Origin of the sequence: Nocardia sp. NBC_01499, assembly GCF_045040275.1 — a bacterium.
In the GTDB taxonomy this organism is placed as follows: Bacteria; Actinomycetota; Actinomycetes; order Mycobacteriales; family Mycobacteriaceae; genus Nocardia.
Map to the genome: position 1 here is coordinate 8,197,726 of NZ_CP109426.1, position 24,476 is coordinate 8,222,201.

At 66.1% G+C, this 24,476-nt stretch carries 28 protein-coding genes and 1 tRNA gene; 13 read left to right on the plus strand and 16 right to left on the minus strand.

The genetic code is table 11. From position 1 onward, the window contains the following. Positions 1-268: 268 nt before the first annotated feature. The 3 genes from OG203_RS37590 to OG203_RS37600 all read left to right on the plus strand — a co-directional run bounded on the left by OG203_RS37590 (position 269) and on the right by OG203_RS37600 (position 2,626). Positions 269-1,285 (plus strand): hypothetical protein, encoded by a 1,017-nt coding sequence (locus tag OG203_RS37590; RefSeq protein WP_405161951.1) that lies wholly within the window; start codon positions 269-271, stop codon positions 1,283-1,285. Positions 1,286-1,383: 98 nt separating this feature from the next. Further along, positions 1,384-2,391: a zinc-binding dehydrogenase gene (locus OG203_RS37595; RefSeq protein ID WP_405161952.1), complete on the plus strand. Its 1,008-nt coding sequence runs from the start codon at positions 1,384-1,386 to the stop codon at positions 2,389-2,391. A gap of 55 nt (positions 2,392-2,446) precedes the next feature. Next, positions 2,447-2,626: a hypothetical protein gene (locus OG203_RS37600; protein ID WP_405161953.1), complete on the plus strand. Its 180-nt coding sequence runs from the start codon at positions 2,447-2,449 to the stop codon at positions 2,624-2,626. Between the two features lie 6 nt (positions 2,627-2,632). Here the strand turns inward: OG203_RS37600 and OG203_RS37605 are convergent, their stop codons facing one another. Further along, entirely contained in the window at positions 2,633-3,064 is a 432-nt protein-coding gene (locus OG203_RS37605) for a nitroreductase family deazaflavin-dependent oxidoreductase (RefSeq protein ID WP_405161954.1), read from the minus strand. Between the two features lie 118 nt (positions 3,065-3,182). Here OG203_RS37605 and OG203_RS37610 point away from each other — a divergent pair. After that, positions 3,183-3,256: transfer RNA gene (locus OG203_RS37610), tRNA-Ile, on the plus strand. Between the two features lie 321 nt (positions 3,257-3,577). On the opposite strand, the gene OG203_RS37615 is transcribed toward OG203_RS37610, so the two are convergent. Then, entirely contained in the window at positions 3,578-6,058 is a 2,481-nt protein-coding gene (locus OG203_RS37615; RefSeq protein WP_405161955.1) for an ATP-binding protein, read from the minus strand. 109 nt (positions 6,059-6,167) lie between these two features. On the opposite strand from OG203_RS37615, the gene OG203_RS37620 reads away from it, so the two are divergent. Continuing rightward, positions 6,168-6,401, plus strand: coding sequence for a hypothetical protein (locus OG203_RS37620; protein ID WP_405161956.1), 234 nt, complete (start codon positions 6,168-6,170; stop codon positions 6,399-6,401). Between the two features lie 23 nt (positions 6,402-6,424). Here the strand turns inward: OG203_RS37620 and OG203_RS37625 are convergent, their stop codons facing one another. Both OG203_RS37625 and OG203_RS37630 read right to left on the minus strand, forming a co-directional pair. Then, on the minus strand, positions 6,425-6,865 hold the full coding sequence (locus tag OG203_RS37625) for a hypothetical protein (protein ID WP_405161957.1): 441 nt from the start codon (positions 6,863-6,865) through the stop codon (positions 6,425-6,427). Between the two features lie 85 nt (positions 6,866-6,950). Beyond that, the gene (locus OG203_RS37630; protein ID WP_405161958.1) at positions 6,951-7,583 is read right to left on the minus strand and encodes an NAD(P)H-dependent oxidoreductase; all 633 of its coding nucleotides are present in this window, start codon (positions 7,581-7,583) and stop codon (positions 6,951-6,953) included. Positions 7,584-7,634: 51 nt separating this feature from the next. Between OG203_RS37630 and OG203_RS37635 the strand changes: the two genes are divergently transcribed. Beyond that, positions 7,635-7,997 (plus strand): MerR family transcriptional regulator, encoded by a 363-nt coding sequence (locus tag OG203_RS37635; RefSeq protein WP_405161959.1) that lies wholly within the window; start codon positions 7,635-7,637, stop codon positions 7,995-7,997. 135 nt (positions 7,998-8,132) lie between these two features. Beyond that, positions 8,133-8,636 (plus strand): flavin reductase family protein, encoded by a 504-nt coding sequence (locus OG203_RS37640; RefSeq protein WP_405161960.1) that lies wholly within the window; start codon positions 8,133-8,135, stop codon positions 8,634-8,636. Positions 8,637-8,640: 4 nt separating this feature from the next. Here the strand turns inward: OG203_RS37640 and OG203_RS37645 are convergent, their stop codons facing one another. Together OG203_RS37645 and OG203_RS37650 are read right to left on the minus strand one after the other, a co-directional pair. After that, positions 8,641-9,477 (minus strand): RNA polymerase sigma factor SigF, encoded by an 837-nt coding sequence (locus tag OG203_RS37645; protein WP_405161961.1) that lies wholly within the window; start codon positions 9,475-9,477, stop codon positions 8,641-8,643. Further along, complete coding sequence (locus OG203_RS37650) at positions 9,467-9,916, minus strand: anti-sigma factor (protein ID WP_405161962.1); 450 nt, start codon at positions 9,914-9,916, stop codon at positions 9,467-9,469. The genes OG203_RS37645 and OG203_RS37650 overlap by 11 nt, the downstream gene beginning before the upstream one ends. Before the next feature lie 223 nt (positions 9,917-10,139). On the opposite strand from OG203_RS37650, the gene OG203_RS37655 reads away from it, so the two are divergent. Further along, positions 10,140-10,823 (plus strand): PAS and ANTAR domain-containing protein, encoded by a 684-nt coding sequence (locus OG203_RS37655; RefSeq protein ID WP_405168129.1) that lies wholly within the window; start codon positions 10,140-10,142, stop codon positions 10,821-10,823. 6 nt (positions 10,824-10,829) lie between these two features. On the opposite strand, the gene OG203_RS37660 is transcribed toward OG203_RS37655, so the two are convergent. From OG203_RS37660 to OG203_RS37690, 7 genes are all read right to left on the minus strand, one after another. Next, on the minus strand, positions 10,830-11,732 hold the full coding sequence (locus OG203_RS37660) for an STAS domain-containing protein (RefSeq protein ID WP_405161963.1): 903 nt from the start codon (positions 11,730-11,732) through the stop codon (positions 10,830-10,832). 181 nt (positions 11,733-11,913) lie between these two features. Continuing rightward, on the minus strand, positions 11,914-12,657 hold the full coding sequence (locus tag OG203_RS37665) for a phosphoribosyltransferase (protein ID WP_405161964.1): 744 nt from the start codon (positions 12,655-12,657) through the stop codon (positions 11,914-11,916). A gap of 151 nt (positions 12,658-12,808) precedes the next feature. Next, a complete protein-coding gene (locus OG203_RS37670; protein ID WP_405161965.1) occupies positions 12,809-13,564 on the minus strand; it encodes a GAF and ANTAR domain-containing protein in 756 nt (251 codons plus the stop codon). A 15-nt stretch (positions 13,565-13,579) separates the two neighbouring features. Beyond that, positions 13,580-14,467, minus strand: a complete 888-nt coding sequence (locus tag OG203_RS37675; RefSeq protein ID WP_405161966.1) for a GAF domain-containing protein — start codon at positions 14,465-14,467, stop codon at positions 13,580-13,582. A gap of 35 nt (positions 14,468-14,502) precedes the next feature. Beyond that, complete coding sequence (locus tag OG203_RS37680; protein WP_405161967.1) at positions 14,503-16,413, minus strand: CheR family methyltransferase; 1,911 nt, start codon at positions 16,411-16,413, stop codon at positions 14,503-14,505. Next, positions 16,410-16,997 carry a chemotaxis protein CheB gene (locus OG203_RS37685; RefSeq protein WP_405161968.1) on the minus strand — a complete coding sequence of 196 codons (588 nt, stop codon included), beginning with the start codon at positions 16,995-16,997 and terminating at the stop codon, positions 16,410-16,412. The genes OG203_RS37680 and OG203_RS37685 overlap by 4 nt, the downstream gene beginning before the upstream one ends. 99 nt (positions 16,998-17,096) lie before the next feature. Next, entirely contained in the window at positions 17,097-17,429 is a 333-nt protein-coding gene (locus OG203_RS37690; RefSeq protein ID WP_405161969.1) for a hypothetical protein, read from the minus strand. Between the two features lie 222 nt (positions 17,430-17,651). Between OG203_RS37690 and OG203_RS37695 the strand changes: the two genes are divergently transcribed. Together OG203_RS37695 and OG203_RS37700 are read left to right on the plus strand one after the other, a co-directional pair. Then, complete coding sequence (locus OG203_RS37695; RefSeq protein ID WP_405161970.1) at positions 17,652-17,825, plus strand: CsbD family protein; 174 nt, start codon at positions 17,652-17,654, stop codon at positions 17,823-17,825. A 169-nt stretch (positions 17,826-17,994) separates the two neighbouring features. Continuing rightward, on the plus strand, positions 17,995-18,678 hold the full coding sequence (locus tag OG203_RS37700) for a hypothetical protein (RefSeq protein ID WP_405161971.1): 684 nt from the start codon (positions 17,995-17,997) through the stop codon (positions 18,676-18,678). 12 nt (positions 18,679-18,690) lie between these two features. On the opposite strand, the gene OG203_RS37705 is transcribed toward OG203_RS37700, so the two are convergent. After that, a complete protein-coding gene (locus tag OG203_RS37705; protein WP_405161972.1) occupies positions 18,691-19,110 on the minus strand; it encodes a MarR family winged helix-turn-helix transcriptional regulator in 420 nt (139 codons plus the stop codon). Continuing rightward, positions 19,100-20,476 (minus strand): MFS transporter, encoded by a 1,377-nt coding sequence (locus tag OG203_RS37710; RefSeq protein WP_405161973.1) that lies wholly within the window; start codon positions 20,474-20,476, stop codon positions 19,100-19,102. Before OG203_RS37710 ends, OG203_RS37705 begins: the two co-directional genes overlap by 11 nt. Before the next feature lie 139 nt (positions 20,477-20,615). Here OG203_RS37710 and OG203_RS37715 point away from each other — a divergent pair, with 139 nt between their 5' ends. After that, entirely contained in the window at positions 20,616-21,902 is a 1,287-nt protein-coding gene (locus OG203_RS37715) for a vWA domain-containing protein (protein ID WP_405161974.1), read from the plus strand. A 12-nt stretch (positions 21,903-21,914) separates the two neighbouring features. Here OG203_RS37715 and OG203_RS37720 read toward each other — a convergent pair whose 3' ends face one another. Further along, a complete protein-coding gene (locus OG203_RS37720; RefSeq protein WP_405161975.1) occupies positions 21,915-22,433 on the minus strand; it encodes a PadR family transcriptional regulator in 519 nt (172 codons plus the stop codon). A gap of 105 nt (positions 22,434-22,538) precedes the next feature. Between OG203_RS37720 and OG203_RS37725 the strand changes: the two genes are divergently transcribed. Both OG203_RS37725 and OG203_RS37730 read left to right on the plus strand, forming a co-directional pair. Beyond that, complete coding sequence (locus OG203_RS37725; RefSeq protein ID WP_405161976.1) at positions 22,539-23,093, plus strand: hypothetical protein; 555 nt, start codon at positions 22,539-22,541, stop codon at positions 23,091-23,093. Between the two features lie 27 nt (positions 23,094-23,120). Then, entirely contained in the window at positions 23,121-24,425 is a 1,305-nt protein-coding gene (locus OG203_RS37730; protein ID WP_405161977.1) for a carotenoid oxygenase family protein, read from the plus strand. Positions 24,426-24,476 lie beyond the last annotated feature (51 nt).

A 24,476-nucleotide genomic window follows, 5' to 3' on the forward strand; every position in this document is an offset into this window, starting at 1 on the left:
TAGTTCGGATCCGTACTGGGCGGCCGGTGGCGCGGGGCTTATCGGCGCGGACGGCGGGTCATCGAGTAGCTCGGATTCGGGCGGTGGTCACCACCATCACGGCGGTGGTCATCACGACAGCGGCGGTAGCAGCTGCGGTGGGGGAAGTAGCAGCAGTTGCGGCGGCGGGAGCAGTTCGAGCTGTGGCGGCGGAGGCAGCAGCTGTGGCGGTGGCAGTTCCTGATCGGCGTCGCTGGCAGCGGTTCGTGACGGTCGATACCGTTGGCATATGGCGGTAGACGCGGTAGTGGGTCCGAAGACGCGGCGATGGGTTCCGGTTGTCACGTTGCTGCTGCTGTCGCCGTTCGTCGCCGAGCTGCTCCTCGGTGACGTGGCGATCACCAGTGTTTTCATCTTCGTCATCTTCATTCCGCTGTACGGGTGCGGGGCGCTGCTCATCCGGGAGGTGGTGCGCCGTACCGGGCGCGGATGGCCGTCGATCGCGTTGCTGGCCTTCGCATTCGGCGTCATCGAAGAGGGCTACGTCACGATGTCGTTGTTCAATCCGGACTACGCGGGGTATCGGCTGCTGGACGAGGCGCCGTTGCACGTGCTCGGGATGGGCGGCAAGTGGACCGTGTTCGTCCTTTCGCTGCATGTCATTTGGAGCATCTGTGCGCCGATCGCGGTGGCCGAGAGCCTGTTTCCCGCGCGGGCCCGTGCGCCATGGTTGCGTATCCGCGGCATGATCGTCGCCGGTGTCGTATTCGTGCTCGGCTGCGCGCTGCTGTCGGTCGGTGCGCTGAACACGGAACCGAAATTCCGCCCCACCGTGGCGCAGATGGTTGTCACCGGTGTGGTCGCGGTGGTGTTCGTAGGTGCCGCGCTCGCCGCACGATCGGGCGGTGCGCGGCGTTCCGGGACCGTGCCGCCCGTGCTCGTGATCTTCGGGGCAGCGCTGCTCGCGGCGAGTGTTGTTGTGCGATCCGGACATTGGTTGAACGGGTGGGTCGGCGCGGCGGTAATCCTGGTGACGGAGGCGCTCGCCGTCGCGGCGCTGTGGGTGTTCGGGCGGCGAGCGGAGTGGGGTCTGCCGGAGACGCTGGCGACCGCGTCGGGTGCGTTCGTCGCCTACGGCTGGAGCAGCTTCCTCGGGACACCGATCGTCGGGAGCACCGACCAGGTGATCGCGCGGGTCGGCAACGTTGTGTATTGCCTTGTCGCACTGGTGGTTCTGCTGATCGCCTGGCGTCGCGTCCGTGCGTGGGCGGCGAATCCGGACCGTGACTCTATCGGCGTCGCCTGATTATGCGCTGAGCATAACCGCTCGGCTTGACCTAAACAACGGTTCAGGTTCCATGCTGGTCTCTGTCGGAGGAAACAGCGAAGCGATGGAGGACCGTCATGCGGGCAGTGCAGGCAGTGGAATTCGGTGGACCCGAAGTGCTTACGGTGCGTGAGGTGCCGGAACCGGTGGCAGGGCCGGGCGAGGTGGTCGTCGACGTGGCCGCCGCCGACGTGATGTTCCTCGACACCCGGTTGCGTAGCGGGTGGGGCGGCGAGTTCTTCACACTGACGACGCCGTATGTGCCGGGCGGTGCCGTCGCCGGAGTAGTCAGCGCGGTCGGTGCCGGTGTCGACTCGTCCTTGCTCGGCACGCGCGTCACCACCACGACTGCGGCGAGCAGGATCGGTGGTGGCCAGCCGATCGGCGGCTACGCCGAAAAGGCCCTCGCCAAGGCCGAATCGTTGACCGCCGTGCCCGACGGACTGAGCCTGCCGCAGGCCGTCGCGCTCGCCCACGACGGCAAGATGGCACTCGCGGTGTTCGACCGTGCCGCGATCCGGCCGGGGGAGTGGGTGCTGATCACCGCGGCCGGTGGTGGCCTTGGCACCTTGCTGATTCAGCTCGCGCACGCGGCCGGAGCGCACGTGATCGCGGCGGCGCGGGGACGGGCCAAGCTGGAGCTTGCCGAGCGTCTCGGTGCCGATGCTGTCGTGGATTACTCCGAAGCGGGCTGGGCGGCCGAGGCCCGCGCGGCGACCGGCGGGGCGGGCGCGAACGTGGTGTTGGACGGCGCGGGCGGTGCGCTGGGTGCGGCCGCGCTGGAGGCGGCCGCGGACAACGCTCGATTCCTCGGATATGGCGCTGCCGCAGGCGAATTCGCGGTGATCGACGCCGAGGTGACTGCCGCGCGCGGCATTACCGTCTACGCCCTGTTCGATATCACCGACGCGAGTACCGACTGGTCCGGGCTTGCCGAACGTTCCCTCGCCGAGGCGGTGGCCGGACGCCTGGAAGTGGTGATCGGCCAAACCTTTCCGCTCGACGACGCCGAAAGTGCGCACGCCGCCATCGAATCCAGGACCGCGGTGGGCCGCACCCTGCTGACCGTGGGTTCTACCGTCTGAGACCGTTCGGTCGAGCACCTAGCGGGCACCCTGGCTCGGCGCTAGGGTGCCCTGGGTGGAGACTCTGATCGTTGTAGGCGTGGTCCTGGTAGTGCTCGCCCTGGTCATCGTTGTCGTGCAAATCGCCAGCAGACCCCCGGCCGACGGGAAACGTTGGGACAGGGACGATCCCGACGACTACGACGGCCACTGGGATGACCGCGACGACGACTACGAGCGCGACGACCGGGACTGACCCCGCTCAGCCGACCGGCGTCAGCACCACCACGGGAATAGGGCGCTCGGTCATCTTCTGATAGGCGCCGTAGCGACCCTTGTTGATCCTGTCGACAATCGCGAACCGGCGCGCATAGTCCGGATCCTCCGGATAAGTCGGCCGTGCGATCACCGCCACCTTGCGCCGCCCGATCTGAATCTCACACTCCGGCTTGGCTTTCACGTTCGCCAGCCACCCCGGCGGCCGCGGCGACCCACCATTGGACGCCGTCACCAAGTAGTCCGCCCCATCCTCGCCGTAGGTCAGCGCCGACGTCCGCGCCTGCCCCGTCTTGCGCCCCACCGTCCGCAACAGCAGCGTCGGATTGCCGAACAGCACCCGATGTCCAACCAGCCCGCCGCTGTTCTCGTACACCCACTGATGCGCCTTCAGCACCTTCGTGAACACACTAGCCATCGTCGACCCTCCAGAACGGTTGCCGGACGCCCAACCCTAACCGCCACCCGGGTCCAACTGGTGCAAGCACCACCCGAACCGGTAACATCCCCCACGCCTGCGGTACACCCGCAGAAGAGGGGCGGTAGCTCAGTCGGTCAGAGCCGTGGACTCATAATCCATTGGTCGCGGGTTCGAGCCCCGCCCGCCCCACATCTTTCTCTTCCTCGCGAATGCCACGAACAGGGTTCTGCGACAAAGGTTTTGGTTTCCTAGGTGTTCGTGTCGACGCCGATCGCATGCCGTGTTCGGCTGGCCGCCTCCGATGACAGGGTGGGTACGGCGGTCTCAGCATCCGGTGTTATCCGGACCGGAATTTCGATCTGTGGGCTCTGACCTGCTGGTTCACCGGGGGAGTTACGGGTTTGTTTGGCGGCGGTTATGGGGTGGCGGTGATGATTGCGTCGCCATCTGCGAAGTGGTGGAGCCGGTGGTCGAGGCGCCGCAGGTGGAGGGGACCAGCGGCGTTTCAAACTACGCTTCGTTGACGCGGTAGCCGATCTGGCGAAACAGGTCCGTAGCTTGGCGGGAGAGGTCGGCGGCCTGGTCGTGATCGCCGGTTTCGCGGCAGACGGCGCCGAGGTTGGCGAGGGCTTCGGCTTCGCCGAGGCGGTATCCGGTCTCGCGGAACAAGGTCAGGGCTTGGCGGGAGAGGGTGGCTGCCTGCTCGTGGTCGTGCATTTCCCGGCGCACGGTGGCGAGGTTGTTGAGGTTGTTGGCTTCGCCGATGCGGTGGCCGATTTCCCTGGACAGGATCAGCGCCTGGTGGATCAGGTCGGCGGCCTGGTCGTGATCCCCGATGTCGCGGCTCACGAGGCCGAGGTTGCTGAGTGCGTTGGCCGCGCTGCGGCGATCGCCGATCGCCTGGTACAACGACTCGGCGCGCTCCAGCAAATCGGCGGCCCGCGCATAGTCTCCGGTCGTGCGGTGCACGCTGCCGAGCAAGCCGAGAGCGTCCGCTTCGCCGAGGCGGTATCCGGTCTCCTGGAACAGGATCAAGGCTTGCTGGAGCAGGTCTGCGGCCTGTTCGTAGTCGCCGTTATCTCGAAGTACGCCGCCGAGCCTGGTCAAGGCGTCGGCTTCGCCGATGGCGTAGCCGGTCGCCCGGTACAGAGTGCGAGCCTGCCGGAGCAGGTCGGCGGCCTGCGCATTGTCACCGGTGTATCGGTGTATACCGCCGAGGGTGGCCAAGGTGTCGGCTTCGCCGATGGCGTAGCCGGTCGCCCGGTACAGGGTCAGAGCCTGTCGGAGCAGGTGGGCGGGTTGCTCGGATTGCCCGGTCCACCACTGCACGATGGCGAGGTTGGTGAGTGCGTTGGCATGGCCGAGTCGGTTGCCGAGGCGGTCCGCGGTCGCGGCGGCGCGCTGGTGCAGTCGCAGGGCCGATGACCACGGCCCTTCGCGTTCCAGCAATGCCGCGAGCACCTCGGTCAGCTCGATCATCCGGGCGGGATCGTGGTCGGCGGTGTACTCGACGCAGGCGAGTAGGTTGGCTCGCTCGGTACGCATCCACGCCAGCGCGGTCATCTCGTCGTCGAATTCGCGCACCAGGGCACCGGTGCTGCCGGCGGTGTGGTTGTTGTTGGCGGGGCGGGGCCGTCGGGTCAGCCATCGGTCCGCCGCTGCGGCGGTGTGGCGGTAGTAGTCGAGCAGTCGCTCGACGTCGCTGGATGACGCGTCGGCGAGGTCGCGCGCGTATTCGCGTACCAGGTCGTGCATGCAGTACCGGCCGGGTGTGGTCTCCTCGATGAGGTTGTCGGTGTAGAGAGCGTCGAGGTCGGCTCGTGCTTGGCCGAGCGGTATGTCGTTCAGCGCGGCAACGGCATAGGCGTCGAAGTCGGTGCCAGGGTGTAGGCCCAGCGTGCGGAACAGTTGTTGCTTGCGGGGTGGCAATGTGTCGTATGAGGCGGTGAATGCGGCGCGCACCGCGCGCTGACCGGCGTCGAGTTCGCCGAGCCGATCCTGAGCGGTGCGGAACTCCTTGGCCAGGCCGGTGAGAGTCCAGGCGGGATGATGGGCGAGTCGGCCGGCCAGTAGCACGATCGCCAGCGGCAAGTACCCGCATAACCGGACGATCTCGGCGACGGCCGCGATGTCGTCGCCTTGTGGGTTGCGTTGGGCCAACTGGCAGAACAGGTCGACCGCGCTGCCGGGATCGAGGGTGTCCAGTGGCAGCGGTAGGGCGCTGTCCAGGGCGATGAGTCGGCGGCGGCTGGTGATCAAGGTGAGGCATGCCGGCCCGGCCGGTAGCAACGGTTCGATCTGGTCCTGGTCGCGGGCGTCGTCGAGGATCAGCAGCACCCGCTTGGTGCAGACGCGGTCGCGCCATAGATCACGTCGTGCGTCGAGGGAGTCCGGGATGTGGCTCGGTGCGATGCCGAGGCCGGTGAGCAGGGTGGCCAAGACCTCGGCAGGATCGGCGGGCACCTGTCCTGGGGTGTGGGTGTTCAGTTCGACGAAGAACCTGCCGTCGGGAAACAAGTCGGATAGCAGATGTGCCGCCCGGGTGACCAGGGCGGTTTTTCCGACGCCTGGCATGCCGTCGATGGTGTGGATGGACACGACCCGACCCGGCCCCGCCGCATCCAGAATCCGCTGCACCTCCTCGTCGCGTCCAATGAAGGTGGGGATATCGCGGCGCAGCGAGGTCAGCACCGTCGGGCGTACGGGCTGGACGGTGGCCGCCTTCCATAAACGCCGCCAGGCCGACCGGTTCGTCAAGACCGACGGAACGGGACCGGATGTGTTCCGCGCTAGCGCGATCAACGTCACCAGCACCGGATCCAACGATTCGAATCGGGAGGGCACATTGCGCCCGCTTCGCCAATCGCTGATGCGCTGCATCGATGAGCGCTGGTTCTGTGCTGGGGTGCGGGTGGCCTTGAGCCGTTCCTCGGTGGCGGTCGTGACCCGCTGCAGTGTGGGGTTGCCTGCGGCTTCCCACAGTTCCGCCAACCTGGCTGCGAACAGCGCCCGCGGTGAAGCGTCTTCCGCAATCGCATCCCGACCGGTCCCGTTTATCTCGCAACGCACACTGACACACGATAATGGCCTGGTCCGTGGGTTGCGGTGGGGTGCTAGGCGCTGGCACGAATCGTCGCGCTGGCTTCACGCACTACCTCGCGCGCTGACGGAGCTGACCCCCGCCGCGGCTCACAACGCGTGGGCCGCCATCCTCGGATTCACCATCTCCGAGCTGTGGGGCAATTTACCGAGGATCGTCACCGACACCGACGGACTATTCGACACCCACCTGCGAACGGTATTGCGCGGCATGGGTTTCCGCGCCGAGCGATAACGCGGGCGGGTGCGAACGCCCCGCTAGCTCGCGGTGCCCTTTGCCTCCGCTTGCTTGGCCAGTTCGCCTTCGAACTGCTCGGGGGTGAACTTGAACTTGCCCTTGGGGAAGGCTTTACAGCCTGTCGCCTTGACTTTGTCGGGGAGGGTTGCCGTGCCGGTCTGTGTCTTGTCGGGGGCGAATTTGCCGTCCGGGTTGACGCCGCACACGTAGAACGCGCCCTTCTTGGTGAGGTCGATGATGAAGAAGAAGCCGGTGACCGCTCCGTCTGTCGGGGCTTCGTTGACGGAGGTGCAGCCAGCGGCTGCTACCGGGGCGAGGTTGTCGCCGATGGACTTGCCTGGCTTGATGGTTTTGCAGTGATAGCTGGGGGAGGTTTCGGCGTGTGCGGCCGGGGCAAGGATGAACAACGATGCGACGGTGGTGATTCCAGCCGCGGCGAGGTGGGCGGGTCGGTATGACACGAGGTCGGGTCTCGATTCTGTGGGGACGGTTCGGGGGCCATCCCGCTATTCGGACCCGAGGTGGTTCTGGATTGGTTCGCGCGCCTTAGCCGTTGTCGAAGGCCGTTTGAGCGCGCTGGGCTAGGTCGGCGCCGAGTTTGTAGCCCTGGGCGGCCAGTTCTTCGTGAGCGTGCGGGTCGGTGGTCTCGGTGCCGTAGAGGATTTCGATGGAGGAAGCGGCGATCTCGGAGTAACCGGCGATGCCCTCTTTGAGCTGGAGCGTGATCGCGTCCTTGTAGCCGCGGCGATCGAAGGTGCCCTGCTTGACGCCCGCCAGCGCGATGAAGTGCAGCTCTTTTACCGCGCTCGGGCCGTCGGGGGAGGTGTTCTCGTAGGCCCAGCCTCGGCTGAATACGCGATCGATCCAGCCCTTGGCCAGCGCGGGCAGCGACCACCAGTAGACCGGGAACAGCACGGCGACGACGTCGGCCGATTCGATCAACTCCTGCTCGCGCCGCACGTCGGCGGGAACGTCGCCGAGAAGACGGTGGACCGCGAGATCCGCGGCGGTGAACACCGGGTTGAAGCCGGCGGCCGTCAGGTCATGCGTTGTGGCAGTGGTGTTTCCGTCCGCCTGGATGCCTTGCTCGACCGCGCGGGCGATAGCCCAGGTGGCGGACTGGTGATCCGGGTGGGACACCACGAGCAGTACGTTCGGCTTGCTCCGTTCGTTCGTCATACGGCCAAGGTAAAGTATGACATTAACGTCAATGTCAAGGAGAAGCTCAGGGTGCAGATCAAAGATTTGAGCCAGCTCACCGGCGCGAGCCCGCGCATGCTGCGCCACTACGAGAACGCCGGCGTCCTGACCCCGCGACGCGACCCCAACGGCTACCGGCATTACGGCGACGAAGACATCAAGACCGTGCGGGACATCCGCTGCCTGCTCGCCTCCGGACTCTCGCTCACCGAAGCCGCCGCCCTGATCCACATCGCCTGCACCGCCCCGCAAAGCGCCACCGACCAGGACCGCGACGAGGTGCTCGCCCAACTCGACGAGCGCACCCGCCAATTGGACGCGGGCATCGAACGCCTTCTCGTCGAAAAGGCCAACCTCCGCAAGCTCCGCCAGGACATCAAGGCCGGTCGCTGACCGAGGCAAGCCGGAATCTTCGAGCCCTGATCACCGGCGATGTCTCGTAGTGTGGGTCGTGGACTGCCCACTTGCCGCGGTCCCGGGCCGCGCTGACCAGGCGGTCCCGGGTTGCGGCCGAGCCGAGCGAGGACCATGTCGGACAACGCCACAGCAGGTCGATCGGGTTTCGATGCGGTGATCGCGGCCGCCGACTATCCGGTGTTCGTCGTGACCACACGGGCCGACGGGCGGCAGGCGGGATGCCTGGTCGGGTTCACCTCTCAGGTGAGTATCGAACCGCGGCGGTTTCTGGTCGGCATCTCCAAGAACAACTTCACCTTCGGCGTCGCGATGGCGGCCGAGCGCTTGGCCGTGCATCTGCTCGGTCGTGAACAGTCTTCACTGGCAGCGCTTTTCGGCGCGGAGACCGGCGACGACATCAACAAGTTCGCGCACTGCAAGTGGCAGCCGGGCCCCGGGGAGCTACCCATCTTGGCCGCCGCGGCGGGCTGGTTCACCGGCCGCATCCTCGAACGACACGACCTCGGCGATCACGTCGGCATGCTGATCGAACCGGAGGACGCGTCCGCCCCGCCGCCTACCGACCCGCTGCGCTACAACACCGTCGCAGACCTGAAACCAGGCCACGTGGCATAGCCGGTCAGGCCACCTGGGCCTGCTGCTCGTCCGATGCCTGTTCGCGCAGGGTATTCAAGGTCTTGGACAGAATCCGCGACACCTGCATCTGGGAAACACCGAGTCGTTCGGCGATCTGCGCCTGGGTCAGCGATTCGAAGAACCGCATGATCAGCACCCCGCGTTCCCGCTCGGGCAGCGCGGCGATCAACGGACGTATCGTCATCGATTGTTCGAGCAGTTGGTAGCAGGGTTCCTCCGCGCCGAGGCCGGCCGCGACCGCCAACGGCGCGTTCTCGCCGTCGTCACGAGTCACGGCCTCGATCGAGTTGGCCTGATACCCGTTGCGTGCGATCAACGCCTGGGTCACCTCGCCGACCTCGAGCTCCAGCTCGGCGGCGATCTCCCTTGCGGTGGGTACGCGGCCGAGCCGGTTCGACAGCGTCTCGGTGGCGGGCCCGATCAACTGCTGAATCTCCTTGAGCCTGCGCGGAACTCGCACGGCCCAGGTGTGATCGCGAAAGTGCCTGCGCACCTCGCCCATGATGGTCGGCACGGCGAACGACAGGAACGAACTGCCGCGCGAGACATCGAAGCGGTCCACCGCGAGAACCAAACCCAGCCTGGCGATTTGCTGCAAATCGTCGAAAGCCTCACCGCGACCGGCGAATTTGCGCGCGATGTGCTCGGCAAGCGGCAGGCACAGCCGCATTACTTCCTCGCGCAACTCATTTCGATGCGGGTCGCCCGCCGCGAGTGCGGCCATCTTCTCGAACCACGGCTCGATATTGTCGTAGCTGTCGCCACGCGATTGCGTGCGCCGAGGGGTGTCGGTTCGGTCCTTGGTGAACTCACGTTGCATCGGATGTTCCTCGCTCCCAACTGAATTCGATGGCCGTCGGATACCCGCCGACGTCGAGTTCAAAAGGATCCTGGATCATCTCGGCCGAATCGGTGAGTACCTGAACCAGCTGCCAGCTCAATGGATCGCGGCTGATTTCGACATCGCGCGTCGTCGTCGCGCTGAGTCGCACGCTGAGTCGACGCCGGTTGTAGGTGAACGCGCATCTGAGGGTCGAGCCGGGCACCGCGTCGAGCATCAGCGCGGTCCCCGCTTCGCTGAGCACCAGCCGAATGTCCGGGATCGCGTCGAGCGGGACATCGGCCATCATGCAGGTGGTATCGGTGAGCGCACGGAGCATCCCCAACTCGTGCGGCTCAGCGGCCAGTTCGAGGGCCACTCGGTGTGCGACAACGGCCGTCTGCTGTGGTTCCGATGTCCGGGAAACTACCTTCATCATCTTCACCGCCTCCCAACGATTCACTTGGGCCATACCCGCGTTGCGCCGACCCAACCCGGCTGCCGAGATCTGGATGCGGCGCAGTTGCCGGTGTCACACGGTCGGCGCCGGATTCGGCAACGCGGGAAATTTGACTGCGCGGCATTTCAATACGGTTCCGACACGGGCGACCGACCGTCAACACAGTGTAAAAACCGCAGGTAGCGCGCATACTTACGCGGTGATGGAATCAGGCGCAACGGCAACCGAGGCGGCGACCCATGCGGTCGTCCAGGTGGTCGGTGGCGGCACGCCGCAGGCAACGGGAAGCTTCGGCTTCTGGTTCGCCGATCAGCGATGGCAATGGTCGGACGAGGTCGCCGTGATGCACGGCTACGAGCCGGGGACGGTCACACCGACCACGGAATTGCTGCTGTCACACAAGCATCCGGACGACCGTGCGCAAGTCGCCGAGACGATCGCCAAGTCGTTGCGCAATGCCGAGCCGTTCTGTAGCCGTCACCGGATCATCGATACCACCGGTCAGATGCGCCACGTGATCGTCTTGGGCGACACCATGACCGACGACGACGGCAAAGTCGTCGGCACCACAGGCTACTACGTCGACCTGACCGAAACCTTCGACGAACAGCGCCAGGAGACGCTGGCCAACGCACTGCCGGAACTGTTCGAGGCGCGCGCCGTCATCGAACAGGCCAAGGGCGTGCTGATGCGGGTCTACCGGCTCAACGCCGAGCAGGCCTTCCGGGTGCTGCAGTGGCGGTCGCAGGAAACCAACATCAAGCTGCGCACCCTGGCCACGCGGTTGATCGCCGAACTCGACTCACTGCCCCCGGCGCCGCCGCAGGTGCAGACCGCGTTCGACCATCTGCTGCTGACCATGCATGAGCAGGCCGGACCCGAATAAGAGCCGTCAGGCTTCCGGGCGTCGGGTGGTTTCGCCGGTGCCGGAGCGGCTGACCTCGTAGCCGAGCAGCCGTTCGGCCTCTTCGATGCCGCCCTGCAGGTCGCCGACCGCGTTCATCTTCGACAGGTCGAGGCCGATGGTCACCAGCGTCAGCGCGATCTCCGAAGACAGGCCGGTGATGATCACGCTCGCGCCCATCAGGCCGGACGCGTCGACGGTTTGCACCAGGTGGTTGGCCACGGTCGAGTCGATGGTCGGCACACCGGTGATGTCGATGACGACCACCTTCGCGCGGTTGGCCCGGATCGCGCGCAGCAGCTGTTCGGTGAGCTGGCGGGCGCGCTGCCCGTCGAGCACGCCGATGATCGGCAGGATGAGCAGCTGTTCACGCACCTGGAGAACCGGGGTGGACAGCTCGCGGATCGCCTCCTGCTGCTGGCGGATGATGCGTTCGCGTTCCTCGACGAAGGAGACGCCAACGGTGTTGGCGATGCGGTTGGCAGCCGGTTCGTAGGCGTCGAGCACCGCGTTGAGCAGCTGGAAATCGGCCTGGTATTTCTCGAACAACGAGCGGGCCAGCACGTCACGCAGGAGCAGCACGATGCCGAGGACCTCGTCGGTCTCGACACCTCGCGGAATAATGCGCTCCGACAGATCGCGGGCGTAATCCTGCAGCGCCTCCACCGAACCGGTCTCCAGCACGGCCACGTAGTTGTCATAGACCGAGGTGGCCTCGGAGAACATCTCGTCGGGCGTCATCGCGGTCAGCAACTGCGCCTCGGTGATGCGGCGCGCCCACTCCTCGCGCAGGATGGTTCGGTTCTGCCGCAGGTGTTCGACCAGCTCGGAAAGCAGCCCCTCACTGACACCGTTGGAACTGGTATCCGCCGCGAAAGCAGTAATCGACATCTCGGACAATGCCGCCCTCCGGTCCATCCCACGCACGTCGGCCTCGCGTGCTCGAAAATCCAGTGGCCAGCCGTTTGTTGGACCATTCCACCGCCCGCAGAATCGTATACCTATCGCGGGCGATGCAGCCATCGCAAGGGTGCCGCGCCGGTTTCCGGGCGCGGCGAGCTGGGTACTCCGGCTATCCGCTGCCGTTCCCGCTCTCCGCCAGGCGAATTCGCTCCGGCGCGCTCGGCGCCGGTGTGTGCCTGCCGAGCAGATGGTCGACATCGGTATCGGTGACCGGGTCGAAGCGCAGGTAGGACTCGAACAGGGGCCGGGCGTTCGCCGAGGTTTCCAGGCACACGATCTTGTCCGCGTGATAGGCCAGCGTCCGCACGATGCGGTGCGGCGCGACCGGGACGGCGAGGACGACGCGGACCGCGCCGCGACGATAGGCGGCACGGCAGGCGGTCCGTGCGGTGATGCCGGTGGTGACGCCGTCATCGACGACCAGCGCCGTGCGCCCGCCGAGTTTCGGCTGCGGACCGCTGCGCCGGAACCGTTCCGACAGGCGGTGCAATCGGTCGCGTTCGTGCGATTCGGTCTCGGCGAGTTCCTTGGCGGTCAGGAAGGAACTGCGGACGACGACCTCGTCGATGATGCGGGTTTCGGCCTCGCTGATCGCGCCGAAGGCCAGCTCCGGTTGATAGGGAACGCGAAGCTTGTTGACGACGATCGCGTCGAGCGGCAGTCGCAAGCGCGCCGCGATCTCGTGCGCCACCGTGACGCCGCCGCGGGGGATGCCGAGGACGACGACATCCGGTCCGCGGAAGGCCTGTAATCGGTCGGCGAGCCGACGACCCGCGTCGCGGCGATCGCTGAACAGCGAACGCAGGTGCGCGCGGCGGTCGATCGGGTCACGGGATAAAGCGGGGTCGTCCATACCGTCCCCCGAGCGTCGAGTGGCATGATCCGGAGCCGCGCTTCAGGACTCAGGAGGACATGGCCAATTCTACTCGGCGGTACCGCTTTTGCCGCCGGTTTGTCGCACGGCTACCTTCGAGCTCGCGAAATGCCTTGGGGGAGTGGGTAGATCAGGAACGGCGACGCTGCCGTGACGGCTCTTCCGGCTCGGCGAAATGTGGTGAGGCGGGTTTACGGCCGGTGACCGTCTCGATGATCTCCACGGCGAGGACCGCGACGCGGACATTGCGCCGCTGGGACCTGCCGCGCAGGATGTCGAAGGCTTCGTCACGGTCACAACGACGTTCGGCCATCAGGATGCCGAGCGCCTGATCGATGGTGGAGCGGGAGGCCAGTGTCGCGCGCAGCTGTTCGGTCAGCTTGGCCTGGCGCGCGGTGCCGGTCGCGACGGCGAGCAGCACGCCGAGGTGTTCGGCCGTGAGGGTGGCCGCCCGCCTGGCCCGGTCGGTGAAGCTGTGCGGCCGGGTCGAGTAGAGCGACAGCGCGCCGACCGGCTCGCCGTCGACCGAAAGTGGTTGGGCGTAGATCGAATTGATCCCGTAGGCGAGCATTCGCATCGAATAGCCGCCCCAGCGGTGCTCGGCCGCGACATCGGGCACCGAAACCTGTTGTGCCGTATTGATGGCCTGTAGGCCTGGGTCGTACCCCTCGCTGAACCGGGATTCCTCCATGAGCATCGCGTGCGCGTCGCTGGAACCGCCGACGATGGTGCCCTGCTCACGGGTCAGCGTGACCCCCGTCATCGGGTGGTCCGGCAGCATCCGCGCGACGGTATCGGCGACGGCGCAGAGTGATTCGGCGACGTCGTCGCCGGTCAACAGCAGCGCCGTCAACTCCGACATCCCTAATGCCAGCTCTTCAGCCATGAAATACCTTGACGGTCAACATAATTGGTATCCGTCCTCCAGTACGCGGCGGGCGATCTCCGAGACGGCGATCCCGTCGGCGAAGGCGCGTGCGCGCAACAGCGCCAGCGCCGCGTCGAGATCGCAACTACATTGCACGGCAACCATACCGACCGCCTGATGCACGGCCGCGAGGTAATCGGCATCATCGAACAACGTGCCCCGCGGTGCGTCGTCGTCGGCGGTCGCGTACGAGGCGAGCAGCACCGTGTTGGCGAGGGCGTCGGCCACTTTCTCTGCGGCCGGAGCTATTTCGGTGCGCAGGCCGGCTCGGCTGGTGAACACGCACAGCGCGCCGAGCAGACGGGAGGAGAGCAACGGGACCGCGACCACCGACCGCACGCCGAGCTCGGTCAGTGCCGGGCCGTACTGCGGCCAGCGCGCGGCGAGCTCGGCACCGCCCGCGGCGACGTACTCCCTGCCGTCGAGCACGTCGCGGGCCGGGCCTTCGCCGATCAGCAGTTCGAGATCGTGCGCGGCCCGCGCGGTGACGTCCGAGGCGGCGACCAGTAACTCCTCACCCGCGTGGCCGAACAGGGTGACCGCGGCGTTGTCCATGCCGAGGTGCTGGGCCACCGAGGCCATGAAGACGGGTCGCAGCGTGGCCCGATCGCCGATGTACCACCGTTGCAAGCGCAGGGCGTGCAACCGGTGCAGTCGCGCACAGGCCAGGTGCCGTCCCTCGATCCGTCGATGCAGCTCCGCCATGCGCTGCCGAAATGGCCGCATGGATTCCGGCCGCTCGGTGGCCTGCGCCTCGTATTTCGCGGCAACCGTCGCCGCACGAGCGGCTCGTTCACGCTCGGCGCTGAATTCCTGCCACTCACGGGCAATTTCCTGGTGAGCGTCCGAATACGACCGCACGTTGGCAAGCCTACTCGCTAGAGCTGGTAAAAGCGTTAATTGCCCTGTATGGCAACATTTGTCGGTGGCACTTCCTCCAAGAGCAACACCACGCCGTCACCGGTGCCGTCCAGCGGCGAACAGGTCACCGCGCAGGTGATCGATCGCCCGATCCGATTGACCGCCGGGATCTCCACCGGTCCGTCCCGGTGACCCGTTTTGAGGCAGCGCTGGATGCTCTCGTGCAGCAGTTGCGTCGGCAGCCCGAAGTCGAGCGTGAAGAAAACCTGCTGCTGAACCTCCTCGGAACGCAGTCCCCACATCTCCTCGGCGCCCCGGTTCCAGCTCCTGACCCGCAACTGATCGTCGAGCACGACAACGCCAGCCGCGACACTGGACAGCACACCCTCGAGAAACGTGCGGGTCTCGTTCAGTTCGTCGGTACGCAGCCGCATCTCCTCGTTCATCGTCTCGAGTTCTTCGTTGCCGGACTGAAGTTCTTCGTTGGTGGTTTCGAGTTCCTCGTTGGTCGATTGCAGTTCTTCGTTGGTCGTTTCCAATTCCTCGATGCTGGATTGGAGTTCTTCGTTGGTGGTTTCGAGTTCCTCGTTGGTGGATTGGAGTTCCTCGTATGCCGTCTCGAGTTCTTCCCTTTTCACTTTCACTTCGAGGGAAAGTCGCGTTGACACTGTCGTGTCGATGAAGTTCACCACGACCCCGACATCCGAGCCGTCGCTGCCCCACAGCGGCTGAATATGCACTTCGAAATACTGGACATCGTCAGGGCCGAGCTTGCGTTCGGCCGTGCTGATCCTGATGCTACGGCGTTCGGACACCGCCTGCTGGATCAGCGAGCGCAGTTCGACCGGCCGGTAGGAGATCTCCAGCTCGCTCAGCGGCCTGCCGAGATCGTGCTGGGACAGGCCGAACTGGCTGCGCATCTGATTGTTCAGGATGGAGACCTTGCCCTCGGCGTCGAGGCCGAGCACCCCGAACGGGGCGGTCTCCAGGGCGAGCTCGCCGAGCTGGCGTTTCTTGACCAGGCCCTGCACCTCCTGGCCGAGGTCGACGTCGAGCCGCGCCGGGCTCGGCTGATGTGGCGGCCGGACCTGGCCGGCCCGGCGCCGGAAGATGCGCTGGCGCATGCTCGCCACGCCGAACCGCTCGCCCTCGGAGAGCAATAGTTCCGCCTTGCCGAGGAACAGAAAGCCGCCCTCGCGCAGCGCGAAGCGGTATCGATCCAGGATCTGCGATTGCGCCTCGGCGTTGAAGTACATCAACGTGTTTCGGCACACCAGCAGATCGAGGCGGGAGATGGGCGCGTCGCGGGTGATGTCGTGCCGGCCGAAGATCACCCGGCGGCGCAGGTCCGTGCGGAAGGCGAACTTGTCGCCGACCGGCTCGAAATAGCGGTCGCGCAGCTCGCCGGACAATTGACTGAGCGCCTTCGCCGGATAGACACCGGACCGCGCCTCGCGCAGTGCTTCCTCGTCGACGTCGGTGCCGTAGAGCTTGACCCGTTTCGCGCACTCCTCGATGCCGAGTGCCTCGGCGAACGCGATGGCCAGCGAATAGGTCTCCTCGCCGCTGGAGCAGCCCGCGCTCCAGATCCGGATCTCGCTGTCCGGCTTGGTATTCGCGATCAGTTCCGGCAGCACTTCGCGCTGTAGGTACTGCCAGGCCTCCAGGTCACGGAAGAAGCTGGTGACATTGATCAGGATGGTGTTGAACAGGTGGCGGAATTCCTCGGCGTTGCTCTCCAGCAGGTCGCGATAGTCGAGGTACTCGGCGACCTTGACCTCGTGCATCCGCTTGCGGATACGCCTGGTCAGTGAGGAGCGCTTGTAACCGGTGAAGTCGAACCCGCGCGAATCGCGAATGAACAGCAGCAGATCTTCCAGCGCCGGGTCGACGGTGTCGATGTCTTCACCCGGTGTCGTCATGATCTCCTCGCTCGATTCGGTCACGATGCGCTTTCCACCACGAGACCCCGGATGACGCCCGCGATCTCGTCAAGTGGCACAACGAGATCCACGTCGCCGGTCGCCACGGCGGCGCCAGGCATGCCCTTGAATTCCGCGTCCTCCGGATCCTGCGCGACCACCGTGCCGCCCCGGGATTTGATCGCGCTCACGCCGGTCGCGCCGTCGCTGCCGGACCCGGTCAGCACACAGGCGATCGCGCGTGCGCCGTACTCGCCCGCGACCGACTCGAATAGAAGGTCGGCGGAGGGCCGGACGAAGTGGACGAGCTCGCTGCCGGACAGCGCCAGGACCCCTTTCGGCTCAACGAGTAGGTGGTAGTTCGGCGGCGCGATGTACACGGTTCCGGCCCCCACGGTTTCGCCGGCCTCGGCCAGTTTCACCCGCAATTCGGTTCGGCGCGAAAGCAATTCGGCGAGCACTGTCTTGTGGCGCGGGTCGAGATGCTGCACGACGAGCACGGGAACCGGCAGTGTGGCCGGGAGGGCGCCGAGGACCTTGAAGAGCGCGGTGATACCGCCCGCCGACGAGGCTATGGCGACGACGGCGTACTGATCATCCGTGGACATGGTCGCGCCGACCAGCCGTGAGGTGCACGGGATCAGCGTAACGCGGCGGCAGATACCCGCCCAGCGATAGGTGCGGCCCGGCGCGGCGCGACCAGGGTCTCATCGCCGTCTTCTGCTGCGCAGCTCGCCCATCGGCGCGGCGGCGGTCAGGGTCAGCATCGCCAGGCCGGTGGTGCGGATCATCGAGTCCAGATTGGCGAGGATGTCGACGATGGCGCCGCGGTGTTCGTCGAGTTCGGCGGTGGTCAGCCCGTCGCGATCGAACGCCATGCGGATGGTGTCCAGCCGTAGGCCGGTATCGAACAGTTTCCGGACCAGTCGGTCGCCCAATTCGGTGAACTCGGCGGCGTCGTACAGCTCGGGAGTGGCCTGCTGCGGCGGCGGGCGCGAGGGCGCGGGCTGGACGAGCGCGTCATGGGATACGAGGGTCATGATTCCTCCGGGTTCGGTCGCGGGCACGGAGAGCCACACTTCGGGACTCGGGGATTTTCAACTGAAACTCTACGCTTGAGCCCCAGCTCGGGGGCCTAAGTGGCGGTTACCGGCGGTACCGGCGACGGCCCGCGCGTGTTTGCGTCGGCTCAGGCCGGTTATCCGCCATACGACTGGCCCGAAAAAGGCAGGTCGGTCGAACCCGACGAAAGGGGTTAGACAATGAGCACAGCTGACAAGGCCAAGAACAAGGCTGAGGACCTCGCCGGTCAGGCGAAGGAGAAGTTCGGTAATGCCACCGACGACCAGGACCTGAAGAACGAGGGCAAGGCCGACCAGATCAAGTCCAACCTCAAGGACGCAGGCGAGAAGGTCAAGGACGCCTTCCGCAAGTGACCGATGATCGCAACTGACCGATAATCCGGTCACTGCCGTCGAGCGGGTGCGCGCCCCATCGGGCGCCGCCCGCTCGTCCGCGTCCGTACGCAAAACCTCTCGCGCGCCGCGGATCTGGCGATAGGGTGCAGTGGTCTATCGCGTAGATCAACGGCTCGGGAGGCTCGGGATGATCGCGGCACGGATGGTTGCTGTTGTCGCGTCGGTATTCATCAGTGCGGGGCTAGTAGGGGGAGTGGGGCCCGCCGCGGCCGGCCCGGCGGCGTGTGCGGCGGGAAATCCGTTGCAGCCCACTGCGGAACTGTTCGCGACCGACAACACCGCGACCATCACCGACCCCGACGATCAGCGCCTGCGCACCCGGCTGGACGGGTTCGAGTTGGCGGTCGATGGAATCGCGGTGCAGCACATCGGATTACCCGTCGGTTCGACCTTGGTCAGCGGCGTGTTCTGGTCCGATGAGCGGCAGCAGGCGACCTACGAACGGTCCCGCGAGTTCCATCTGGCCTGTGTCGACGGTGCCGAGCTGCGGCAGATCGCCGATCAGGTGCGCACCAGGTTCCAGCAGGAATCGGTGCTGACCTTCCGGCGGCTCGCGTCGAATTCGCCCGGGGTCGACGCGTTTACGGTCACCATCCGCGGGGTCGACGTGCGGCGGTTCCGGGACGGACTCGTCGCCGATCCGGTGGCCCGCGAACGGCTCGTCGGCGGGTCGGTCACCGAGGCCGACAGCCTGATTCTCGTTGTCGATGTCGCCGATATGGAATTGGCGCAACGATTCGCCGCTGGTATGGGCGGCACCTGGGATGCGGGCAGCGTTCAGTACGGCGATCGCGAGTTCGTCGGCGCCTGAAGGGTTTCCGGCTCAGTGCTCGATCCGGCTCAGGATGTCGCGTAGCGCGCGCAGGTCGTCGGCGGGCAGGGCGGTGACCGAGTCCGGCGCGGGATCCGGCGTGGCCAGTGCCTTGGCGAGTACGGCGCGACCGGCCGTGGTGATGGACACCAGCTTCTTGCGCCGGTTGGTCGGATCTACCTCCCGGACGACGTAACCCAGCTGCTCGAGATCGTTGACCGCGACCGTGGCGGCCGGTGCGTCGATCGCCGCGGCGTGCGCCAGCTCCTTCACGGTCAGCGGCGCGGCCCGCAGTCGGCGCAGCACGCGAATACGACTGAACGGCAAGCCCGTTCGCTCGACCGCGGCGCGCCGCCACGGGTCGCGGGAGTACATCACGACTCGGGTGAGCAGGGCCCAGACCTCGTCGGGTGTCGGGTTGTTATCCGGCATGGACGGGCACCTTCTGTTCCAGCAGCGGGGCGACGCGATCACTCGACCGCTTGGCCCACGGGGTATTCGCGACTATGCCGAGTATGGCGACCCCGGCGGTCAGCACCGCGATCAGCCACCACAGACCCGCACCGGCCAGCGCGCCGCACAGTGCGACACCGATGCTCACGCCAACCTGGCGGCTGGTCGAGGCCACCGCCGACGCGGCGCCCGCCCGATCGAGCGGCATCCCGCTGACCGCCGTGGTGGTGATCGGCGCGTTCACCGTGCCGAAGCCGATGCCGAAGACCGCGAACATGATCACCAGTTGCCACACCGGAGTATTCGGATCGAGCGTGGTGAGCATGATGGCGGCAACGGTCATCATCACACCCGCCACGATCAGTGACGGTTTGGTGCCGACCCGGCCGACCAGTCGGCCGGACAGTGGCGAGACGATCACCATCGCGATGGCCATCGCCAGGTACAGCAGGCCGGTGTGCACCGCCGAATAGTGCCTGACCTGCTGCAGATAGAGCGAGCAGCTGAACAGGAACGCGCCGAGCGCGGCGAAGGAGAAGATGGCGATCACCGTCGCCGAGGCGAACGGCACGCTGCGGAAGAACCGCAGATCGATGAACGGGTCGACGCGGCGTGACTCGTAGAACACGAACGCCGCGAGCGCGATCGCCGAGACAAGGAAGATCACCGGCCTGCGCTCGATCAGCCCGAACACCGTGCTGAACAGGAACACCACCGCGAGCACCTGGCCGATCGGGTCGATGCCGCGCACCGTCGCCGACTTCGATTCCGGCACGAACAGCACCGTCATCACCAGCGCGAGCAGGCAGATCGGCAGATTGATCCAGAACACCGATGCCCAGCCGAGCGCGTCGATCAGCACGCCGCCGACGGTCGGCCCGAGTGCCATCGAGATACCGACCACCGCGCCCCAAACCCCGATCGCACGAGCACGTTCCACCCGTCCGACGAACACCGTGGTGATGATCGACATCGCCACCGGATTGAGCATCGAGCCGCCGATCGCCTGCAAGAACCTGGCGCCGATCAAGACCTCGATGGACGGCGCGAGGCTGCACAGCAGCGAACCGAGCGCGAAGGTGATCAGCCCGATCCGGAACACCCTGCGCCGCCCGAAACGGTCCGCCGTCGCACCCGCCAGCATCAGCAGGCTGGCCAGGGTGAGCGTGTAGACGTCGACAATCCACTGCAGCCGGGACAGCGGCGCGTGCAGATCGCCCTGGATGGTCGGTATCGCGACATTCACGATGGTCGAGTCCATGGAAACGATCAGCAAGCTCAGACAACAGGTGGCCAGCACAAGCGTCTTACGCCGCGCGGTCATCTCCTGGACAGTTGTAATCACACAACTATTGTGACTTCACAACTGTTCCGAACGCAAGGGCTGTGACCCGGCTCGCACAGCCGCGGTCGGCATGCTCGGTGGTCGGGTAGCGACTGTCCTACGCTGACTACAGTTCGTCAGTCCGTTCTAGGGAGTCTCGGTGGGTGCTGCACTTGTCAAGGGGCAGAACGGGTCGCTGGCGCAGCCGAGGGTGGTGGTTTCGGTGCGGACCGAGGCGGCCGTTGATGTGTCCGCGTTGCTGGTGACCGCGGCGGGCAAGGTGCGTTCGGATGCCGACTTCGTGTTCTTCAATCAGCCCGGTGCGCCCGGCGTCGTGTTGCGGACCGGTGTTGCTGCGGCGCTGGAGGTTTCGCTCGCGGAGGTACCGGCGGAGATCGCGCAGCTGCGGGCGGTGATCACGTTGGACGATCCGAATGCTGAGTTCGGGCAGTTCGCGGCGCCGGTGGCGACGGTGGCCGATCCGGCAGGAAAGGTGTTGTACGAGTACCGGATCGAGGGGCTCGGTAGCGAGTCCGTGGTTATCGCGCTCGAGCTGTATCGGCGCGGTGCCGAGTGGAAGGTTCGGGCGGTAGGCCAAGGATACGCAGGCGGATTCGCGGCGCTCGTCACCGATCATGGTGTGCGCGTGGACGATACGCCCGAGCCGCAGCCTACTCCGGCCGCCGCGCCCCAGTTCGCGCAACCCGCAGCGGAACTACCGGTCCGCACTGTGCCCGGCGAGGCCGCGCTCTCCTTCGAGAAGCGCGGAAAGCTCGACATGCGCAAGCGAGCGGTCGCCAAGGTGCTGATCGACAAGGACGCCTGGGGAATTCGCGCACGCGTGGTGCTGGTGATCGACAAGACCGGCAGCATGATCAAGCAGTACCGCACCGAGGTCGTGCATCGCGTGGTGCAGCGGATGATTCCGGTGGCGACCCAACTGGCTGACAGCGGCGCACTGGAGGCCTACCTCTACGCCCATTCCTTCGCCAAGCTGCCCGACATCACCGTCGCGCACGGCGACGAATGGGCAGCCACCTATTTGCACCTCAGCGGCACGCATGCGGGCATCGACTACAGCCGAATCGGCGGCCGCAACGACGAATTGCCGATCATGCGCGACATCATGGCCTCGCTGCACCCCGGCGACGGACCGACCCTGATCCTGTTCTTCACCGACGGCGGTTTCGCGAACAGGCGCGAGATCAGCGCTCTAATGCGGGAGGCCTCGGGGCTGCCCGCCTTCTGGCAGTTCATCGGCCTCGGCCGCGCCAACTACGGCCTGCTGCGCTCGCTCGACGAGATGACCGGCCGAATCGTCGACAACGCTGGCTTTTTCGCGCTCGACGACATCGATCGGGTCGACGACGGCGAGTTGTACACGCGCCTGCTCGGCGAGTTCCCCGACTGGCTGCGGGCGGCCAAGGCGGCGGGCATCCTGCGCTGAGCCGGATGGTGTTCAGTCCTCGGGTACCTGGTCTCGCGCCCACTTGGCCCACTCCTCGTTCATGGCGAAGAAGCGTTCCCCCCACTCCATCGCGATGCGGCCGTACCTGGAGAAGTCGTTGTTCTCCCAGTCGACGGATTCCTTGAGCGCGAGCAGCTCTTGCTGGCTTTTGCCGGATCTGGTCGCGATGCCGTCCAGGTAGTCGACGGCTTCGGCCTGGGAGACCGCGCCGAGGAAGAAGACGCGCAGCAATGTCTCGTTGCGGATCACCCGTTTCGGTCTGGTTTCGGTCAGCCAGTGCCGCAGCTCGGCCAGCCCCGCCTCGGTGATCGTGTATTCCTTGCGGCCGCGTGGGCCCTCGTCCGACACGGCGATCAGCTCGGCGTCGGCGAGCTTGGCGAGCTCGGTGTAGATCTGGCTCTGCGTCGCGGACCAGACGTTGGCCAGCGAGACCTTGAACCGCTGCAGCAGGTCGTACCCGCTGGCGGGACGGTCGGCCAGCAGTCCGAGCATGGCGTAGCGGAGACTCATGTCCCTCACTCTACATTCCACTCTTGACAGGTCGAACATGGAGTCTCTAGTTTTGACGTGTCACAACTGGAATATCGCGGCAACGCGAGTCGAGGAGTTTCGGACATGTCCTACTTGCGCACCTTCGCCCCCTGGATCGTCTACGCCGTGATCCCCTCCGCACATTGGCAGTGGGCCGCACTGATCGCACTACTCATCTCGGCGGTGGAGGTGACCCGCCAGCTCCGAGCCGGCCGCACCGTGGACGCCTTGATCATCGACCTCGGCACGCTGGTCTTCTTCGCGGCGCTGACGGTGCTCGCCTTCGCCAACCCGGACACCGCACTGCATCCCTACAGTCCCGCGCTGTCCTCTGGCGTGCTCGCGCTGATCGCGCTCCTCTCGCTGGCGTTGCGCAAGCCGTTCACCCTCGGCATCGCGAAACAAACCACCCCGCAAGAGCTTTGGCACAACCCGGTGTTCCTGCGCACCAATTACATACTCACCTCGGTCTGGGCCGCGAGCTTTACCATCGGCTGTGTGGTCCTCGCGATGCTGGCACATGCCGGCTCGACACCGCGGACCATCGCGCAGGTGCTCGCGTTCGTGATCCCGGTGGTCTTCACGATCCGCTACGTCTCCTACATCCAGTCCAAGGCGCCCAACGGCGTCGAAGCCTGACCTTTTCGACCAGATCGGTTGTCTCCCATGACTACTCCCGCTCCCCACCTCACCGGCAACTACGCACCCGTCACCGAAGAACTGACCGCCTACGACCTCCCGATCACCGGGCAGATCCCGGCCGAGCTCACCGGCTGGTACCTGCGCAACGGCCCCAATCCGCACGCCGCCGCTTCCCGGCACTGGTTCGTCGGCGACGGCATGGTGCACGGTGTGCGGATCGAGAACGGCCGCGCGGTCTCCTACCGCAATCGCTGGGTTCGCACCACCACCTTCACCGAAGGTGCCCGCGGATATGACGAGATGGGCAACCGGAACCTGGCCGCCGGTGTCGCCAACACCCACGTCATCCGGCACGCGGGCCGCACGCTCGCGCTGGTCGAATCGTCCTATCCGTACGAATTGACCTGCGAACTGGATACCGTCGGCCCCTACGATTTCGACGGCAAGCTGCACACCGCGATGACCGCGCACCCCAAGACCTGTCCGGTCACCGGCGAGCTGCACTTCTTCGGCTACGAGGTGGTCGGCGAGCCGTTCCTGACCTATCACCGCGCCGACGCCGACGGCAACCTGCAGCTCAGCCGTCCCATCGACGTGCCAGCCCCGACGATGCAGCACGACTTCAACCTCACCGCCGAGCATGTCGTATTCATGGATCTTCCGGTTGTTTTCGACCTGGCGACCGCGGCCTCCGGTGACGGGATGCCGTTCCGCTGGAGCGATAGCTACCAGGCGCGGCTCGGGGTGCTGCGGCGCGACGACCCGCACGGCGAGGTCCGCTGGTTCCCGATCGACCCCTGCTACGTCTTCCACACGCTCAACGCCCATGACGAGCCGGGCAAGATCGTGCTGCACGTGATGCGCTATTCCGAGTTGTGGCGCGCCGAATCGCATGTCTTCGACAAGGCGACCCTGTGGCGCTGGACGATTGATCTCAACACCGGCACCGTCGCCGAGGAACAGCTCGATGATCGTGACGCCGAGTTCCCGCGCGTGGACGATCGCCTGGTCGGCCTGGACGCGCGCTTCGGTCATGCCTCGGTGTCCGGCGATTCCGGCGCCCTGGTCCGCTACGACCTGCACACCGGCGCGCAGACCTCGCACGAGTTCGGTCCAGGCCGGATTCCCGGCGAGGCCGCGTTCGCGCCCGCAGACCAGAATCCGGGCGGCAACGGTTATCTCATGACCTACGTCTACAACGCCGAGACCGACCGCAGCGATCTGGCCATCCTGGATGCCACCGACTTGGCCGCCGCGCCAGTCGCCACCATTCACCTGCCGCGCCGGGTCCCGTTCGGGTTCCACGGAAGCTGGCTCGCGGATCAGTAATCCTGGTCGAGGCCGCAGCGGTTCGGTACCGCCGCGGTCTTCCCGTGCCCA

Excerpts from the sequence above, each read along its gene's own strand:
- OG203_RS37590 (WP_405161951.1), top strand. The coding sequence starts at position 269 with ATGGCGGTAGACGCGGTAGTGGGTCCGAAGACGCGGCGATGGGTTCCG.
- OG203_RS37595 (WP_405161952.1), top strand. The coding sequence starts at position 1,384 with ATGCGGGCAGTGCAGGCAGTGGAATTCGGTGGACCCGAAGTGCTTACG.
- OG203_RS37605 (WP_405161954.1), bottom strand. The coding sequence starts at position 3,064 with ATGGCTAGTGTGTTCACGAAGGTGCTGAAGGCGCATCAGTGGGTGTAC.
- OG203_RS37630 (WP_405161958.1), bottom strand. The coding sequence starts at position 7,583 with ATGACGAACGAACGGAGCAAGCCGAACGTACTGCTCGTGGTGTCCCAC.
- OG203_RS37640 (WP_405161960.1), top strand. The coding sequence starts at position 8,133 with ATGTCGGACAACGCCACAGCAGGTCGATCGGGTTTCGATGCGGTGATC.
- OG203_RS37645 (WP_405161961.1), bottom strand. The coding sequence starts at position 9,477 with ATGCAACGTGAGTTCACCAAGGACCGAACCGACACCCCTCGGCGCACG.
- OG203_RS37650 (WP_405161962.1), bottom strand. The coding sequence starts at position 9,916 with ATGATGAAGGTAGTTTCCCGGACATCGGAACCACAGCAGACGGCCGTT.
- OG203_RS37655 (WP_405168129.1), top strand. The coding sequence starts at position 10,140 with ATGGAATCAGGCGCAACGGCAACCGAGGCGGCGACCCATGCGGTCGTC.
- OG203_RS37660 (WP_405161963.1), bottom strand. The coding sequence starts at position 11,732 with ATGTCGATTACTGCTTTCGCGGCGGATACCAGTTCCAACGGTGTCAGT.
- OG203_RS37665 (WP_405161964.1), bottom strand. The coding sequence starts at position 12,657 with ATGGACGACCCCGCTTTATCCCGTGACCCGATCGACCGCCGCGCGCAC.
- OG203_RS37670 (WP_405161965.1), bottom strand. The coding sequence starts at position 13,564 with ATGGCTGAAGAGCTGGCATTAGGGATGTCGGAGTTGACGGCGCTGCTG.
- OG203_RS37685 (WP_405161968.1), bottom strand. The coding sequence starts at position 16,997 with ATGTCCACGGATGATCAGTACGCCGTCGTCGCCATAGCCTCGTCGGCG.
- OG203_RS37690 (WP_405161969.1), bottom strand. The coding sequence starts at position 17,429 with ATGACCCTCGTATCCCATGACGCGCTCGTCCAGCCCGCGCCCTCGCGC.
- OG203_RS37695 (WP_405161970.1), top strand. The coding sequence starts at position 17,652 with ATGAGCACAGCTGACAAGGCCAAGAACAAGGCTGAGGACCTCGCCGGT.
- OG203_RS37700 (WP_405161971.1), top strand. The coding sequence starts at position 17,995 with ATGATCGCGGCACGGATGGTTGCTGTTGTCGCGTCGGTATTCATCAGT.
- OG203_RS37705 (WP_405161972.1), bottom strand. The coding sequence starts at position 19,110 with ATGCCGGATAACAACCCGACACCCGACGAGGTCTGGGCCCTGCTCACC.
- OG203_RS37720 (WP_405161975.1), bottom strand. The coding sequence starts at position 22,433 with ATGAGTCTCCGCTACGCCATGCTCGGACTGCTGGCCGACCGTCCCGCC.
- OG203_RS37725 (WP_405161976.1), top strand. The coding sequence starts at position 22,539 with ATGTCCTACTTGCGCACCTTCGCCCCCTGGATCGTCTACGCCGTGATC.
- OG203_RS37730 (WP_405161977.1), top strand. The coding sequence starts at position 23,121 with ATGACTACTCCCGCTCCCCACCTCACCGGCAACTACGCACCCGTCACC.